The organism is Myxococcus dinghuensis, from assembly GCF_024198235.1.
Taxonomy (GTDB): Bacteria; Myxococcota; Myxococcia; order Myxococcales; family Myxococcaceae; genus Myxococcus; species Myxococcus dinghuensis.
Genome location: NZ_JAKCFB010000005.1, coordinates 258,061 through 272,516 on the forward strand (window position 1 = coordinate 258,061; position 14,456 = coordinate 272,516).

A 14,456-nucleotide genomic window follows, 5' to 3' on the forward strand; every position below is an offset into this window, starting at 1 on the left:
GCCATTGCGAGACGACGGGAGAATCACGACTTTCTAGGCTAATCAGGAAGAAGCCGTCAGGCCCGTGGTTGCCAGGAAGGGAACGGGCGCGGGCGACGGGGCTTCCGGGCGGCACCGGGGTGCCGCGCGCGGACGGTGGGACGAACCACCGCCCAGGGCTGCCCTCCGCGGTATCGGATGGGGGGCCCAGACCAGGGGTGCGCGGCGAGGGGCACCCAACGCTAGAAGAGGTCGACGGGCATCATCGCGCCCGCCTCGAACTCCGGCGCGCGCCGAAGCTGGTCCAGCACGCGGGGCGCGCAGCTCAGTTGGAGCATGGGTAACGCCCCCGGCTCACTCACCGAGCGTACGGAGCCCAGGAGGTGACGCGCCTCGAGCCAGCGCATGAGGCTCTCGTGGAAACGAGCGCTCTCATCGAGCCCGGCCCGTTGAACCTCCGCCCTGGACCTGGGTGGAGGACGGGGAGGTGTGTGTCCACGGGGCGCGCGGGGCGCCTCGCGAGGCATCACCGTCACGTCGATCCACTCCGTCAGGGGGGTGTCGCGCTCGGGGCGTGCGTCGGCGACGGCGCCACTGCCGGGCAGCGGGCGCACGTCAGCCGACACGTGGTGGGGCAGACCTCGGGCGAAGACGTCGCCAGGCTCGCCAATCTTCCTGCTCATGGCCTCTTCCTCCCCCGGGTCCGGCGCTCACCTGGCGCCGACCCCGGCTTCGACCACCACCGTCACCGGAATACAGCCAGTCCCTTGCCCGTCTTGTGACGCCCGGAGCGCGGAAGCTTGACCGCATTGGCCAAAATCAAATCCCTCACCTCGAGCGCAGTCAAGTCAGGCGCCCGGCACCGGTAGAGCGCGGCGATCCCCGCGACATAAGGCGCCGCCATGCTGGTGCCACTCATTCGTTCGTAGAACGCCTGGTTGTTACAACGCCGCTCTGTGCTCGAGTACACGTTCACCCCGTAACCCATCACGTCGGGTACGACGCGCTGCTCCACCACGCCGCTGGCGGAGAAATGAGCCACGTTGCGTTCGAAGTCGACTGCCCCGACAGCCAATGACTCCTCAAAGGCGGCTGGATAACCAACCGTGTCCGGGCCACTGTTTCCTGCCGCGACAACCGGCAGGACATTGCTGTCGAGCAGGCGACGAATCATCGTCTGGAGCGCGCGCTGGTTGAGCCGGTAGTCCGCCTCGGAGATGCCCGGGGGCGGCTTGAGCGGGAAGCCCAGCGACAGGTTCACCACCGCCGGACGGGTGGCGTTCTGCGGGCTGCTGAACTGGTGCAGCAGCCACTCCATGCCCGCGGCGACGCGGCCCAGGCTGGTGCGGATGGTCTCCGATTCGATGACGGACGCGACGTAGAGGTCCACCTCCGGCGCGACGCCGTGGTGCGTGCCCGCGGCGATGCCGCACACGTGCGTGCCGTGGCCGTCCGGGTCGAAGCCGCGGATGTCCCGCGCCGGGTTGTGCGGCGAGTTGGGGAACAGCGACACGTAGCGGAACTGGATGACCTTGGCCGCGTGCTCCGGGTGGTCCGCGTCCACACCCGTGTCGAGCACGCCGAGCAGCACGCCGGCGCCGCGGATGCCCTGGGCGTGGGCCAGGGGCACGCCGCTCTCGTCGGGCCACTCGCGCTGGGCCAGCGAGCTCATCCCGCGGTTGCGGGGTCCGGACTGTCCGGCGGACACCGGGCCGGGGAACGACAACGGCACCACGTCCGGGATGAACTCGAAGTCCGCGGCCAGCTCGCCGCGGGCCGCGCGCTCCGTCTCCTCCGAATAGAAGTGGGCCATGGTGGCGCCGATGAGCGGCATCGTCCGGAAGCTGCCCGCCTCGCTGCCCGTCTGCTCGGTCACCGGGGCGCCGGGCAGGGGTGGCGTGGAGGCATCCGCGCCGCGGGTGGTGGGGCGCGCGACCTTCGACCCCTTCTTCACCCGCCTGCGCGCTTCCTGGCCGCTGACGGCGGGACGCGGCCCCGGCAGGGTCGCCGAGCGCAGTCCCAGATGCGACAGCGTGTCCGGGACGCGGTTGGCCGTCGAGAAGCGAAGCGCCGTCGTGCGCTGCAAGACGCGCTCGCCCTGCTGCGTGCCGCGAGGCCCGACGTTGGCCTGCGTCTCGATGGACTCCTTGGGAACCAACAGGTAGGACTTCATGGGTTGTCTACTCCTTGAACGACCGTGCAACGCCGGCGGCGCGAACCGAGGGCCGCCAGCACCCAAGCTGCGTCCACCGCGCGCGGGGCCTCTCGCGGGCGGCGGATGGAGAAGGCGCGCGCGACGGACGGCGCGCCAGACCGCCGGGACACACTCCCCGGCACACGAAACCTCCTCGCTCCTCCAGGACACCCGTGGGCGCCCTGGGCTCCGGCCCTGTCCACCAGCAGCCCCACCGCCACCCGCGTCCGGCGCGCACACGTGCGCCCCGCGCCCTCGCGCGCGACCACGCCCCCATGCACCGCCGCTCCTCGCGTCATGACGATGTGCCGTCCTCCCGGAATCCCTGGACCCGAAGTGAGATTGGACAGGACGGGCCTGACAATTTAACCAGGGATTTCACGCTGTAGACGCACGAGCCCCCCAGATTCGGTCCTTCCCCTCCTGGCGGGAGCGTCGGGAAGTATGAAGGACGGGGTGGGAGTGCCCGGCACGTCACACGGGGGGTGTCGGGCAGCGGACCCGAAGCGTGGGTGGGTGGGGAAGTCCGGGGCCCCACAATTGTTCGCCCAGGTCCCCCGGGACGGATTAAGTGGGCCAGGAAGGTCCGCTGCTGGAGCCACCGACGTGATTCCCTACTGGCATGCCCCCACGCTTCACCTGGGGTCCGACTTCAAGATTGAGCCCTTCGGCATCTTCGTGGCCGCGGGCATCCTGCTGGCCGCACACCTGCTCGGTCGCCAGGCACAGCGCCAGGGGCTCGACCCGACGCCGCTGGCCGACTATGCACCCTGGGGCGTGGGCGTGGGCGTGGTGGTGGGACACCTGGTCCACCTGCTCTTCTACCACCCGGAGGAGCTGTCCAAGAGCCCGTTCCAGCTCGTGAAGGTCTGGGACGGCCTGTCGTCGTTCGGCGGGCTCGTGGGCGGCATCGTCGCGGCGATCTTCTTCTTCCGGCACCGCAAGCTGCGGTTCAGCGACTACGCGGACTCGTTCGCGCTGGGCGTGGCGCCGGGCTGGGCGGTGGCGCGGCTGGGGTGCTTCGCGGTGCACGACCACCCGGGCACGCACACGGACTTCTTCCTGGCGGTGGCCTTCCCGGGCGGCGCGCGGCACGACCTGGGCCTGTACGACGCGCTGGCGCTGTTCGCCATCAGCGGCATCCTCTACGCGCTGCGCGACTCGGCGAAGCTGAAGGGCCGGCTGCTGCCCCTGCTCTCGCTGCTCTACGCGGGCTGCCGCTTCTTCTTCGACACCCTGCGCGCCACGGACATGAGCTACGTGGACGCGCGCTACTTCGGGCTGACGCCCGCGCAGTACGGCTGCTTCGCGCTCGTGGCCTACGGCCTGTGGGGCCTGCTGCGCCGCATGCCGAGCACCTCCTCCTCCGCGCCGCCTCCGGGGGGCACCCCCGTCAGCGCCGCGAGGTAGCCACCGCGACGGCCCGCCTGGAGACGGGCGGGCCCGCGGCCGCGCTCACGCGGGGAGCGGCATCCGCACCTGCGCGAGCTTCCGCTCGGTGAGGACCGCGTGGATGTGCGCGATGCGACCGCCCTCGTCCAGGTCCACGCGCACCACCGCGCGCGTCGCGAGCAGCGGGTCCTCCGCGACGGGGTACACCAGCACCAGCGCCGGCAGCCCGTTGAGCATCCGCACCGCCAGCCCCGTCGGGGGCGGGCGCAGCTCCATCAGCCGGCGCAGGAAGAGCGCCACGCGCTGCGCGCCCACCAGCGGCACCTTCGCCGCGCGCACCTCGCCCCGACCATCCGACACCGCGCGCACGTCCCGCGCGAGCAGCGCCTCCGCCGTCGCGAGGTCTCCCTCCAAGAGCGCCCCCATCAACCGCTCCAGCGCCTCGCGCGTGCGCTGCTGGAGGTCCCGCGTGGGCAGGCAGCGCGACTGGTCGTACGCCGCCATCGCCGCGCGGGCGCGGTGGTGCACGACCTTCACGTTGACCTCGCTCATGCCCAGCGTGCGCGCCACCTCCCGCACGGAGGAGTCGAACACGTCGCGCAGGAGCAGCACCGCGCGCTGCTTGGGCGACAGCACCTCCAGCGCGAGCAGGAAGGCGAAGGAGACGCTCTCCAGCAGCTCGTAGCGCCCCTCCGTCGACCCTCCCCCGGGGAGCCGGGCCTCCACGGCGGGCGGCACCTCCTCCTCCCCCGTCTCCATGGGCGAGGGGAGCCAGGGCCCTTCATAGCCCTCGCGCCGGCGACGGCGCAGGTGGTCGCGCGCCAGGTTCACCGCCACCCGCGTCAACCACGGGCGCAGCGCGTCCAGCGAGTCCGGAGGCGACGCGAGCAGGCGCGCGTACGTCTCCTGCACCAGCTCGTCCGCGTCCGCCGCGACGCCGGTCATCCGGTAGCAGAGCCCCCAGAGGAAGCGCTCGTGCTCACGCGCCGCCTCCACCAGGGCACTCCGTGCTCGTGTATCCATGGCCCCTCAGGCTCCCACCGCTCGGCGGGGCATGTCCCGCTGTTCCGGCGCGAGCACGCGCGCCACCGCCTCCGCGCTCGCGAACGAGGCATCCGCCAGCAGGCCCTCGGGCCCCACCCAATCCCCCACGCGGAACAGGCCGCGCAGGTGCGGCACCTGGGACGGCGGGCGTCCGCCGTAACCTCCCGCATCCGCCCGGGGCAGCAGGTGGTTGACCACGAGGCCCGGGCGGTAGCGGCGGGCCACCAGGTGCTCGCGCCAGCCCGGCTGCAGGGTGTCCATCACCGCCTCCAGCTCCGCCTCGCTCACGTCCGGTTCGCGGGGGCCCAGGTACTTCATGACGTGCACCATGGCGCCCCCCTCCGGCCCCAGCCGCGCGGCGGCCGAGTGGACGGAGGCGTACCACGGGCGGTCCGAGCCCAGGGCGAAGACGGCGTCGGGCCTGGGAAGACGCGACAGTCCCAGCTCCAACGTCGCCGCCTTCACCGGCGTCGCCTCCGCCGCGTCACGCGCGAGGTGTCCATCCTCCGGCACCAGCGCCGCGACATCCGCCGGGCTCCCCGCGACGACGACGGCGTCCACGGCGTGCACGGCGTCCGCGACGCGCAGCCCCTCGACGACGCCGTCGCGCAGGACGAGCCCCTCCACCCGCGCGGAGGTCACCACGCGCGCGCCCGCGGCGCGGGCCGCGGCCTCCACCGCCTCCACCAACATGCGCCAGCCGCCGTCGAGATAGAGGACGTTGCCCTCCAGGGCCAACTGGAGCTGGGACACGGCCACCTGCGCGCTGAGCGCGTCCAGGTCCGCGCAGTAGGTGCCCACCCGCACCAGGGACCCGAAGACGTCGCGCGCGTCGTCGCGCGACAGCCGCGCGCCCAGCCAGTCGCGCGTGGAGGTCGTGGCCAGCGCGTCCGCGTCGAGCCGGCGCAGGCTCGCGAGCAGCTTCGCCAGCTCCAGCTTGCCGGGCAGGCCGACGACGTCCGTCGTCATCAGCGACACGGGCCCGCGCGGCAGCGTGTGCAACTGCCCCGCGCGCAGCGCATAGGAGTGGCCGCGCTGCCCCGGAATCCCGCCTCGCGGGCGGATGCCCAGGTGACCGAGCACGCGCGCGGCGGCCCCCGCGAGGTACAGCGCGTGCGGCCCCAGGTTGAAGCAGAACCCGTCCACGCCCGAGGTCCGCGCGCGGCCCCCGAGGTCTTTGGCGCGCTCGTACACCGTCACCTCGCAGCCGCCCCGCGCCAGCAGCGCCGCCGCCGTGAGTCCTCCGAGCCCACCCCCCACCACGGCCACCTTCATCGCCTGCATGTGCGACCTCCGTCCGGTCGGCCCGGCTGGAATACCGGGCCTCCGACGGCTCCACGACGCGGGCGCGAAAAAGGTTACAGCCGGCGGGAAGACGAGCCCGCACGGCGAGGAAGGAGGCGGGGCGCCGCGCGGCGCGCCTCCAGGACGATTCGCGCGCCGCGGCCCGGTCCGTTATCGTGGGCGCGCTTCATCACGGGGGAACCTGCCATGAGAATCCACGTCCTCACCGCCGCCGCGGGGCTGTTGCTCACGGGCTGTTGGAACCTTCCCTGGCGTTCGGAGAACGGGCCCCCCGTCTCGCGAATGCAGAGCTTCCCGAAGTGGCGCGACCCGAACCCCTCCGGGGAGACGGTCTACGGACCCGACGCGACCCCGGATTCATCCAAGCCCGACAAGGCCACCGAACCCGCGCGGGAGACGCCCCAGGCCGCGAACGACGACACGCGCTGAAACGCCCGGACCCCTCGCGCGTCCCAGGGGTGCCGCGCGGCCGTCGTCCTGGCCGCGCCCCTCCAGGACGTGCTCCATGCCGCAGGTCGCCACGCCGACCCAAACACTCCTCGCGCCCCAGTTGTCGCTGCTCGACTCCCTCACGGAGTCCGAGCGCCCGCTGCTGCGCCCCGGACGCCCCACCCTCCTCACCTTCCTGCGCGGCACCTGGTGCTCGTCGTGCCAGACGTTCGTCCAGCGCCTCGTCCCCCTCCACGAAACCCTCCAGGCGCGCGGCGTCGACCTCGTCGGCGTCGTCTGCCAGGGACGTCACTGGGTGCGAAGCTGGCTCAACCTCAACCCGCTCCCCTTCCCCCTCCTGGTCGACGAGCAGCGCGCCGCAGCGAAGGCCTTCGACGTCTACAAGGCGCTCGGCCTGGACGGCATCCACATCGCCCGGCCCGCCACCTTCCTCATCGACGGCGAGGGCCGCGTCCTCTGGCGCTACGTCGGTGACCACAAGGACGACCGCCCCGCCGACGAGGGCCTGCTCGCCGCGCTCGAACGTCTCCCTTGAGACCTGTTCGTCACATCGCGAACGCCCGCATGGAAACCTTCCGTTGCGGGTGACGAGGTGACCCGACCTTCCGGGTCGCGCGTGCCTCGGGCCTGAGTGGATACGACCCCGGAAGTCTGTTCGAGGCAGGGAATGTCAGAGGTAGTCGTAGGATGACGCGTGCGATGGCGGATTCCCCGCCTCGTCAGAACAAGGCACGCCCACGTATGCACAAACTCCTCGCCGCCCTGCTCGCGCTTCCCCTCTTCGCCGCCTGTGGCCCCGCGCTCGATGACGCGTCGTCCGGTGCCGCGCGGGAGCCCGGCGTCCTCGAGCCCGCGACGCAGGAAAGCGAGCTGTCCTCGTCCGCGCCGAGGGAGCGCTCCGTCCGGCTGCGCACCGGCGTCACGCTGCGCTACGTGGAGCAGGGCGAGCGGCGCGGGCCCACGGTCGTGTTCCTCCACGGCTACACGGATTCGCACCACACGTGGGACCTGAACCTCCCCAGCTTCCCGCGCGACTACCACGTGTACGCGCTCGACCAGCGCGGCCACGGTGACTCCACGCGCCCGGCGTGCTGCTACACGCAGCCCTTCTTCGCGGCGGACGTGGTGGCCTTCCTCGACGCCCTCGGCGAGCAGCGCGCCATCCTCGTGGGCCACTCCATGGGCAGCTTCATCGCGCAGCAGGTGGCGCTGCTGGCGCCCCGGCGCGTCCAGGCGCTGGTGCTCGTGGGCTCCGCGCCCACGGTGGCCGGCAACGAGGTGGCCCTGGGCCTCAAGGCCGTGGTGGACGAGCAGGTGGGCACCGTGGACCCCGCCTTCGTCCGCGAGTTCCAGACGAGCACCTTCGTCCGCCCCGTGCCGGCGTCGTACATCGACACGCTCGTTTCGGAGAGCCTCAAGGTCCCCGCGCGCGTCTGGCAGGACGCGCTCGACGGGCTCATCGCGGAGGACCACTCCGCGCGACTGCACACCCTGCGCGCCCCCGTGCTCGTGGTGGGCGGTGACCAGGACGGCTTCTTCCCCGTCGCGCAGCAGCAGGCGCTGGTGGACGCGCTGCCGAACGCGCGCTTCGTGCTCTACACGGGCACCGGCCACGCGCCCCACGCCGAGCAGCCGCAGCGCTTCAACAACGACGTGAAGCAGTTCCTGCGCGCCGTCACGCGGTAGTGCGCGGGCGCGGTGGAGCCGCTAGCCCGGCTCCGCCGCCCCCGGCCCGCCCGGAGGCGGCAGCTTCTCCCCGGGCGTGTCGGAGCGCGCCAGCAGCACGGCCGCGGTGAGGATGAGCGCGCCGCCCAGCACCTGCCGCAGGCTGAGCCGCTCGTCGAGGAAGAGCGCGCTGAGCACCACCGCCGTCAACGGCTCCATGTTGGACACCAGCGACGTGTTCACCGGGCCGATGCGCGCCATGCCCAGGAAGAAGAGGAACACCGCCGCCACGGTGGAGACGAGCGCCAGGCCCACCACCGCGCCCCAGCCCAGCGCCGTCGTGGGGAAGGACGGGCCGCGCGCCAGCATGGCCACGCCGAAGGTGAGGCCCGCGGACGTGAGGATGACGGTGCTGGAGACGAGCGGCCCCGCCCGCCCCGCGGCCCGCGCGCTGGTGACGACGTAGACCGCGTAGAGCAGCGCCGACACGAGCCCCAGGAAGACCCCCAGGGGGGTCACCTCGCCCTGGCGCAGGTCCGCCGTCAGCCCCGTGCCGCACAAGGCCAGCACGATGGCCACCCACTTGAGGCGGCCCAGCCGCTCGCGGAAGAAGACCACCTGGAGCAGCGCGACGAGGGCGGGGAAGGAGTAGAGCAGCAGCGCCACCAGCCCCGCGGGCGCGTGCCGGAGCGCGGCGAAGTAGACGCCGGCCTCGCTCACGTAGCCCACCGCGCCCAGCAGGATGAGCGCCACCAGCAGGCGCCCCCGGGGCAACGGCTGGCGCAGCACCGCCATGGCCACGCCCAGCACCGCGCCCGCCAGGGTGAAGCGCAGGAACAACAGCGTGGGCAGGTCCGCGCCCGCGGCATACGCGAGGCGCCCGAAGAGCCCGAGCGCGCCGAAGCACGCTCCGGACAGGGCCACGATGAGGAAGCCAGCGGTGCGGTTCATGGCGGGAGCGACGGCACCCTGCTCCATGCCACCGCCCGTGTCACGCGTCCCGCGTGCTCGCCATGGCTACCAGTTGTTCACGGAGCGGAGGTCGAAGACCTCCGTGAAGCCGTTTGCACGCAAAAGTTGTGCGGCCACGGCGCTGCGACCGCCGGCCGCGCAGTAGACGACGACGCGGGTGCCGGGCGGCCCCACCTCGCCCAGGCGCTGGGGGAGCTCCTGCACGGGGATGTTGCGCGCGGCGTCCGGGTGACCTTGCTGGAATTCCTGGGGGGTGCGCACGTCGAGCAGCACCGCGCCTTCGGCGACGAGCTGCCGGGCCTTCTGGGAGAGTTCCTGGGGCGTCATGGCGCGCAGCATGCCCCATCCCCGGGGAACTGAGTGGGCGCGCGTGGCGCCGCCTGTTCCCCTCGCGGCACTTCGGGGGCACGGGGCGCGGGCGCGCGCCGGGTCCGGGATACCGGGGCGCCTCGCGGGGACGCGGGTCGAAAACTGGAGGAGTCGCGGCAGGCCGCTACAGTCATGGGTCACCATGTCACTCGACAAGCAGGCACTCCTGGTCCAGCTCGCCGAGCGCCTCCAGCAGAGCGACCGGCTGGCCCATCGGGCCGAGGCCGAGGCTCGCGAGGCCGCGCGCAGCCTGGCCACCGAGTCCGAGAAGAAGGAAGACGGCCGCGCCGCGCTGGAGTTCGGCAGCCTGGCCACGGGACAGGCGAACCGCGCCCGCCGCGTCCAGGAGGAGCTGCTGGCGCTGACCACGTTCGGCAAGGGGCCCATGCCGCGCTTCTCGCGCCAGGGGCCCGTGGGCCTGGGCGCGCTGGTGGACGTGAGCACGGAGGACGAGGACGGCTTCGCCGAGCGCACCTTCTTCATGCTGCCGGTGGGCGCGGGCACGGAGCTGACGGGCCCGGGCGGCGACGGCTTCCTGTCCGTCATCACCCCCGCGTCCCCCGTGGGGCGGGCGTTGATGGGGCGCAAGGCGGGCGATACCGTCGAGGTCACCCTGGCGGGCGAGGTGCGCGAGTGGACGGTGCTCGAGGTGGCCTGAGCCGGGGTGTCCCACCGCGGTCTCCCCGGGTGTCAGGCCCCGGACGAAACGCCAGCGAGCACTAGAATCCATGGGCCCCGACACGCGTGAATCCGGGGAGACGATGTCCTCCCATCCCGCACCGCGTTCGCTCCAGGCGGCCCACCCCCACGCCCTGCTGCCGGTCACCTGGCCCGTCGCCTTCATCGGCCTGATGTTCGGCGTGCTGATGACGTACGTGCCATACGAGTTCCGGATGGCCGCGTTCCGGCCCGTGTACCCGTATGTCCGCCTGCTGGGGCTCACCTTCCTCACGGGCAGCATCGTGTTGATGGGCGCGCTGCTGTATCCGCGCGCGCCGCGCTGGCTGGACGTGGGCGGCCGGCTGCTGCTCGGCGCGGCCATGGCGCTGTACTGGTGGGTGCTCAACGTCCAGCCCGGCAGCCTCACGGGCATCGTCCTCTACCCGCTGCTCTTCATGGGGCTCTTGCTGGAGGCGTTCCCCGCCATGCGCCAGCGCCCCATGCTCAAGGGCATCGCGGCGCTGGTGGGCTCCGGCTTCGGCGTGGCCATGCTGTCCGTGCCGGAGCGCTTCCCGCTGTCCATCTACGCGCACCTGGCCCCGCTGCGTCCGCTGGTGGGCCTGCTGTTCACCGCGGGCGGCGTGGGGCTGCTGTTGCCCGCGCACTGGCTGCCGCCGCGCGTGACGCGGCTGTTGATGGGGCTGCTCTCCGTCCCCTTCGCGCTGCTCGCGTACGCGCTGGCGCGGGGCGCCTCGTGGCTGGGCGCCAGCGTGTACACGGTGCTCGCGCTGGCGTGTCTGGCGTTGGCGTTGGGCCTGCGTCCGCGCGCGCCGCGCACCGTGGGCTGGAAGCTGCTGCGGGGCCTGGCCTTCGCGGGGCTGGTGCCGCTGCTCGCGCTGGGCGGGCTGGCGGCCTTCCTCGCGCAGCTGGCCATCGAGCAGCAGGTGCTCGACGACACGCGCTACGCGGCCGCGGGCGAGGCGGACTTCCTGCGCCGCTACCTGGAGGACTCGCGCGAGTCGCTGCACCTGCTCCTGGAGTCGCCGGGCTTCCGCGCCATGTTCGCCGCGAAGGACCGGGAGCGGCTGGAGCCGTACCTCTCCAACCTCGCCTCGCGGCAGCACGCCTTCGACGCGGCGCTGGCCCTGGACGCGGACGGCGCGGTGCTGGCCACGTCCGAGGGCCTGGAGGGCTGGGGCTTCCCGGTGCGGACCCACTTCCCGGAGCCCCTGTCGCCGAGCGGCGTCGCCCTGTCGCCGCCCTTCTTCCGCCCGAGGAACCGGCCCCTGGTCGCCATGGCGCTGCCGCTGGAGTGGGACGGCGCGCGGCGGGGCATGCTGGTGGGCCTCTTGTCGCTGGAGCGGCTGAGCGACGCGGCCACGCCCGCGTCCGAGCGCTTCCGCGTGCAGGTGCTCGACCGGCGCGGGAGGGAGATCCTCCGGGACACGGCCGCCGGCGCGCAGCTGCTGGGCCGGGCGCACCTGCCGGACGCGCTGAGCGAGGAGCTGGACCGGCCCGGCGGCGGCGTGCTGGAGGCCTTCGACGCGGCGGACCGGCGCGTGCTCGCGGCCGAGGCGCCGGTGGCGGGCTCGGCGTGGAGCGTGGTGGTGACGCAGGAGCTGGGCGTGGCGTACGCGGCCATCACCCAGATGAGCGCGGCGGTGGTGGGCCTGGTGGTGCTGGGCGTGCTGCTGTCGCTCATGCTGTCGCAGGTGGTGGCCCGCGACGTCATCCGCCGCCTGGGCACGCTGCACGCGGCCACCGCGGCGCTGGCCGCCGGCGACCTGGAGCGGCGCGTGGAGGTGGAGGAGGACGACGAGCTGGGGGAGCTGGCGCGCGGCTTCAACGAGATGGCGGACCGCACCGGCGCGGCGCAGGCGGAGCTGAAGCAGGCCGTGCGCACGCGCGAGGAGTTCCTCAGCGTGGCGAGCCACGAGCTGCGCACGCCGCTCACCCCCTTGAGGGGCTTCGCCGCGCTCACCCTCCAGCGGCTGGAGAAGAGCGGCGACTTCCCGGAGCGCGAGCGGCTGCTCAAGGCGCTGCGCTCCATGGCCCGCCAGACGGAGCGGCTGACGCGGCTGGTGGACGACCTGCTCGACACCGCGCGCATCCAGGGCGGCCGCTTCGAGCTGGAGCGCCAGCGCGTGGACCTGGTGCCCGTGCTGGGCGAGGTGATGGAGCGCTTCGAGGTCCGCGCGGAGGGCGGCATCACCTTCGAGCTGGAGGTGCCCTCGCACGCGGTGGAGGGGGACTGGGACGCGCCGCGCCTGGACCAGGTGCTCACCAACCTCATCAGCAACGCCGTGCGCTACTCGCCCCAGGGCGGCGCGGTGCACATGACGCTGGAGGAGACGCCCACGGAGGTCCACGTCCACGTGCGGGACCAGGGCATCGGCATCCCGCCGGAGAGCCTGTCCACGCTCTTCCATCCCTTCGCCCGCGCGTCCAACGCCACCGCGCGCCACTTCGGGGGCCTGGGCCTGGGGCTCTTCATCTGCCGCGAAATCGTGGAGCGCCACGGGGGCACCATCTGGGCGGAGAGCCCCGGCCCCCAGCAGGGCAGCGTCTTCCACGTGCGGCTGCCGCGCTTCAACCCCTCGCAGCGGCAGGGCGCGACGCCGGACGACGCGCGACGCGACGCCGCGGCGTGAGCCCCGCGCTCAGGCCGGCACCTCCGGCGCGCCGGGCGGCGACAGGCACTCGTCCGGGATGTCGCCCCGCGGCAGCTCCAGCACGAAGGTGGACCCGCGCCCCAGCTCGCTGGAGGCGCGCACCGAGCCGCCGAACGCCTCGACGATCTGCCGGGTGATGTAGAGCCCCAGGCCCAGGCCGCCGTAGTGCCGGTCGCTCACCGCGCGCTCGAAGCGCTCGAAGATGCGCGGCAGGTCCACCGGGGCGATGCCGATGCCGCCGTCCTGCACGGTGAGCCGCGCGGTGCGCCCCTCCGCCTCCACGCTCAGCCGCACCGGCTGCCCCGCGCCGTACTTCAGCGCGTTGGACAAGAGGTTCGTCACCACCTGCTCCAGCCGCAGCCGGTCCCACCGCCCCAGCACCGGCACCGGCGCGTACATCTCCAGCGAGCAGCGCAGCTGCATGGCGGAGGGCGCGAAGCGGTAGACGATCTCCGCCGCCACGCTCGCCAGGTCCATCTCCTCCAGCTCCAGCTTCAGCCGGCCCGCGGTGATGCGCGACACGTCCAGCAGGTTGTCCACCAGGCTCGTCAGCTTGCGCACCTGGCGCTGCACCACGTCGAGCGTCTCGGACACGCGCTCGGCGTTGACGGGCTTGCCGTGCGCGGCCAGCAGGTCCACCTGCCGCTGGAGCAGCTGCACCTTGAGGTGCAGCGGCGTCAGGGGGGTCTTCAGCTCGTGGCTCGCGATGCCGAGGAACTCGTCGCGCAGCCGCACCGCCTCGCGCGCCTCGCGCAGCAGCCGCGCGTTGTCCAGCGACAGCGCCGTGCGCCGGGCCAGCTCCTCCGCCAGCCGCTCCTCCTCGTCGCTGAAGGCCCGCGCGCCCTCCGTGCGGAACAACATCAGCGCGCCGATGACGCGGCCCCGCGCCACCAGCGGCACCCCCAGGTAGCCGCGCAGCCCCAGCGACAGCAGCAGCCGCGCGTGCTCCGCGTCGCGCGTGGACGCCACCTGCTGCGCGTGCGTCAGGGCCTCCACCCGCTCCGTGCGCCCGGTGAGGAACAGCGACGGCAGGCCCCGCGGCTCCAGGCCATCCGGCGGGAAGCGACGCAGCATCTCCACCAGCAGCACGTGCCGCTCCGGCTCCGCGTGGAGCGCGGCCACCGGGCGCACCGGCTCGCCCGCGGGGCCGAGGAACAACACCCCCGCGTCCGCCAGCGTGGGCACCAGCAGCCGCAGGAGCGGCTCCATCCGCGCCTCCGTGTCCAGCTCCATGCCCAGCAGCGCGCCCGCCTCCGCCAGCAGCCGCGCGCCGCCCGCGACGTCCAGCCGCGACGTCCGCTCCTCGCGCGCGCGCAGCAACACCCCCGCCCCCTCCCCGTAGCTCCACGCGCTCCCGCGCAGCACCGCCACCGTCCCGTCCGGACGACGCACGCCCCAGCGCTCCTCGCGCACCACCTCGCCCGCGAGCGCACGCTCCAATGGCGAAAGTTCCAATGGGATGGAAGGTTCGTCCGCGCGAACCCAGGCGCAACCCGGCGGCGCGCCTCGCTCCAGCATGCGCGGCGAGGAGATGAGGAACTGACGCCCCGCCTCGGTGTTGAATGCGAGCACGTGTCCGCGCGCGTCCACGAGGATGAGTCCGTCGCCCGTCTGCTCAGCGAGCAGGTGCACCGCGGCTTCGTGTGGACGGAGCTCCGCTGTCCGTTCCCCGGAAAACGGGTGCGGCATCGGAAGCTGGGCACGACCAGAGGACATGGAAGGCTTCCCCGCTCGCTGCATGGTGGCATCCCCAC

The 14,456-nt window shown here is 73.1% G+C and carries 13 protein-coding genes; 6 read left to right on the top strand and 7 right to left on the bottom strand.

The window, feature by feature from the left end; translation table 11 throughout:
• Positions 1-221 precede the first annotated feature (221 nt).
• Entirely contained in the window at positions 222-662 is a 441-nt protein-coding gene (gene popD, locus LZ198_RS10070; RefSeq protein WP_253971687.1) for a PopC secretion inhibitor PopD, read from the bottom strand.
• A 62-nt stretch (positions 663-724) separates the two neighbouring features.
• Entirely contained in the window at positions 725-2,152 is a 1,428-nt protein-coding gene (gene popC / locus LZ198_RS10075; protein ID WP_253971688.1) for a subtilisin-like protease PopC, read from the bottom strand.
• 627 nt (positions 2,153-2,779) lie between these two features.
• Between popC and LZ198_RS10080 the strand changes: the two genes are divergently transcribed.
• A complete protein-coding gene (locus LZ198_RS10080; protein WP_253971689.1) occupies positions 2,780-3,583 on the top strand; it encodes a prolipoprotein diacylglyceryl transferase in 804 nt (267 codons plus the stop codon).
• 45 nt (positions 3,584-3,628) lie between these two features.
• On the opposite strand, the gene LZ198_RS10085 is transcribed toward LZ198_RS10080, so the two are convergent.
• Positions 3,629-4,588 carry a sigma-70 family RNA polymerase sigma factor gene (locus tag LZ198_RS10085; protein ID WP_253971690.1) on the bottom strand — a complete coding sequence of 320 codons (960 nt, stop codon included), beginning with the start codon at positions 4,586-4,588 and terminating at the stop codon, positions 3,629-3,631.
• 6 nt (positions 4,589-4,594) lie between these two features.
• The gene (locus LZ198_RS10090) at positions 4,595-5,893 is read right to left on the bottom strand and encodes an FAD-dependent oxidoreductase (protein ID WP_253971691.1); all 1,299 of its coding nucleotides are present in this window, start codon (positions 5,891-5,893) and stop codon (positions 4,595-4,597) included.
• 207 nt (positions 5,894-6,100) lie between these two features.
• Here LZ198_RS10090 and LZ198_RS10095 point away from each other — a divergent pair, with 207 nt between their 5' ends.
• The 3 genes from LZ198_RS10095 (at position 6,101) to LZ198_RS10105 (ending at position 8,050) form a co-directional block, all read left to right on the top strand.
• Positions 6,101-6,343 (top strand): hypothetical protein, encoded by a 243-nt coding sequence (locus tag LZ198_RS10095; RefSeq protein WP_253971692.1) that lies wholly within the window; start codon positions 6,101-6,103, stop codon positions 6,341-6,343.
• 76 nt (positions 6,344-6,419) lie between these two features.
• A complete protein-coding gene (locus tag LZ198_RS10100; RefSeq protein ID WP_253971693.1) occupies positions 6,420-6,899 on the top strand; it encodes a peroxiredoxin family protein in 480 nt (159 codons plus the stop codon).
• Between the two features lie 206 nt (positions 6,900-7,105).
• Positions 7,106-8,050, top strand: coding sequence for an alpha/beta fold hydrolase (locus LZ198_RS10105; protein WP_253971694.1), 945 nt, complete (start codon positions 7,106-7,108; stop codon positions 8,048-8,050).
• Positions 8,051-8,071: 21 nt separating this feature from the next.
• Here LZ198_RS10105 and LZ198_RS10110 read toward each other — a convergent pair whose 3' ends face one another.
• Both LZ198_RS10110 and LZ198_RS10115 read right to left on the bottom strand, forming a co-directional pair.
• Positions 8,072-8,980, bottom strand: a complete 909-nt coding sequence (locus tag LZ198_RS10110; RefSeq protein WP_253971695.1) for a DMT family transporter — start codon at positions 8,978-8,980, stop codon at positions 8,072-8,074.
• 66 nt (positions 8,981-9,046) lie between these two features.
• Positions 9,047-9,328 (bottom strand): rhodanese-like domain-containing protein, encoded by a 282-nt coding sequence (locus tag LZ198_RS10115; protein WP_253971800.1) that lies wholly within the window; start codon positions 9,326-9,328, stop codon positions 9,047-9,049.
• Between the two features lie 184 nt (positions 9,329-9,512).
• Between LZ198_RS10115 and LZ198_RS10120 the strand changes: the two genes are divergently transcribed.
• Both LZ198_RS10120 and LZ198_RS10125 read left to right on the top strand, forming a co-directional pair.
• Positions 9,513-10,028, top strand: a complete 516-nt coding sequence (locus tag LZ198_RS10120; RefSeq protein ID WP_253971696.1) for a GreA/GreB family elongation factor — start codon at positions 9,513-9,515, stop codon at positions 10,026-10,028.
• Positions 10,029-10,131: 103 nt separating this feature from the next.
• Positions 10,132-12,681: a sensor histidine kinase gene (locus LZ198_RS10125; protein ID WP_253971697.1), complete on the top strand. Its 2,550-nt coding sequence runs from the start codon at positions 10,132-10,134 to the stop codon at positions 12,679-12,681.
• A gap of 9 nt (positions 12,682-12,690) precedes the next feature.
• Here the strand turns inward: LZ198_RS10125 and LZ198_RS10130 are convergent, their stop codons facing one another.
• Complete coding sequence (locus LZ198_RS10130; RefSeq protein WP_323382303.1) at positions 12,691-14,334, bottom strand: PAS domain-containing sensor histidine kinase; 1,644 nt, start codon at positions 14,332-14,334, stop codon at positions 12,691-12,693.
• Between the last annotated feature and the right edge of the window lie 122 nt (positions 14,335-14,456).

Coding starts and splice junctions, on each gene's coding strand:
- LZ198_RS10095 (WP_253971692.1), top strand. CDS start 6,101: ATGAGAATCCACGTCCTCACCGCCGCCGCGGGGCTGTTGCTCACGGGC.
- LZ198_RS10090 (WP_253971691.1), bottom strand. CDS start 5,893: ATGCAGGCGATGAAGGTGGCCGTGGTGGGGGGTGGGCTCGGAGGACTC.
- LZ198_RS10120 (WP_253971696.1), top strand. CDS start 9,513: ATGTCACTCGACAAGCAGGCACTCCTGGTCCAGCTCGCCGAGCGCCTC.
- popC (WP_253971688.1), bottom strand. CDS start 2,152: ATGAAGTCCTACCTGTTGGTTCCCAAGGAGTCCATCGAGACGCAGGCC.
- LZ198_RS10105 (WP_253971694.1), top strand. CDS start 7,106: ATGCACAAACTCCTCGCCGCCCTGCTCGCGCTTCCCCTCTTCGCCGCC.
- LZ198_RS10110 (WP_253971695.1), bottom strand. CDS start 8,980: ATGAACCGCACCGCTGGCTTCCTCATCGTGGCCCTGTCCGGAGCGTGC.
- LZ198_RS10115 (WP_253971800.1), bottom strand. CDS start 9,328: ATGACGCCCCAGGAACTCTCCCAGAAGGCCCGGCAGCTCGTCGCCGAA.
- LZ198_RS10085 (WP_253971690.1), bottom strand. CDS start 4,588: ATGGATACACGAGCACGGAGTGCCCTGGTGGAGGCGGCGCGTGAGCAC.
- popD (WP_253971687.1), bottom strand. CDS start 662: ATGAGCAGGAAGATTGGCGAGCCTGGCGACGTCTTCGCCCGAGGTCTG.
- LZ198_RS10125 (WP_253971697.1), top strand. CDS start 10,132: ATGTCCTCCCATCCCGCACCGCGTTCGCTCCAGGCGGCCCACCCCCAC.
- LZ198_RS10100 (WP_253971693.1), top strand. CDS start 6,420: ATGCCGCAGGTCGCCACGCCGACCCAAACACTCCTCGCGCCCCAGTTG.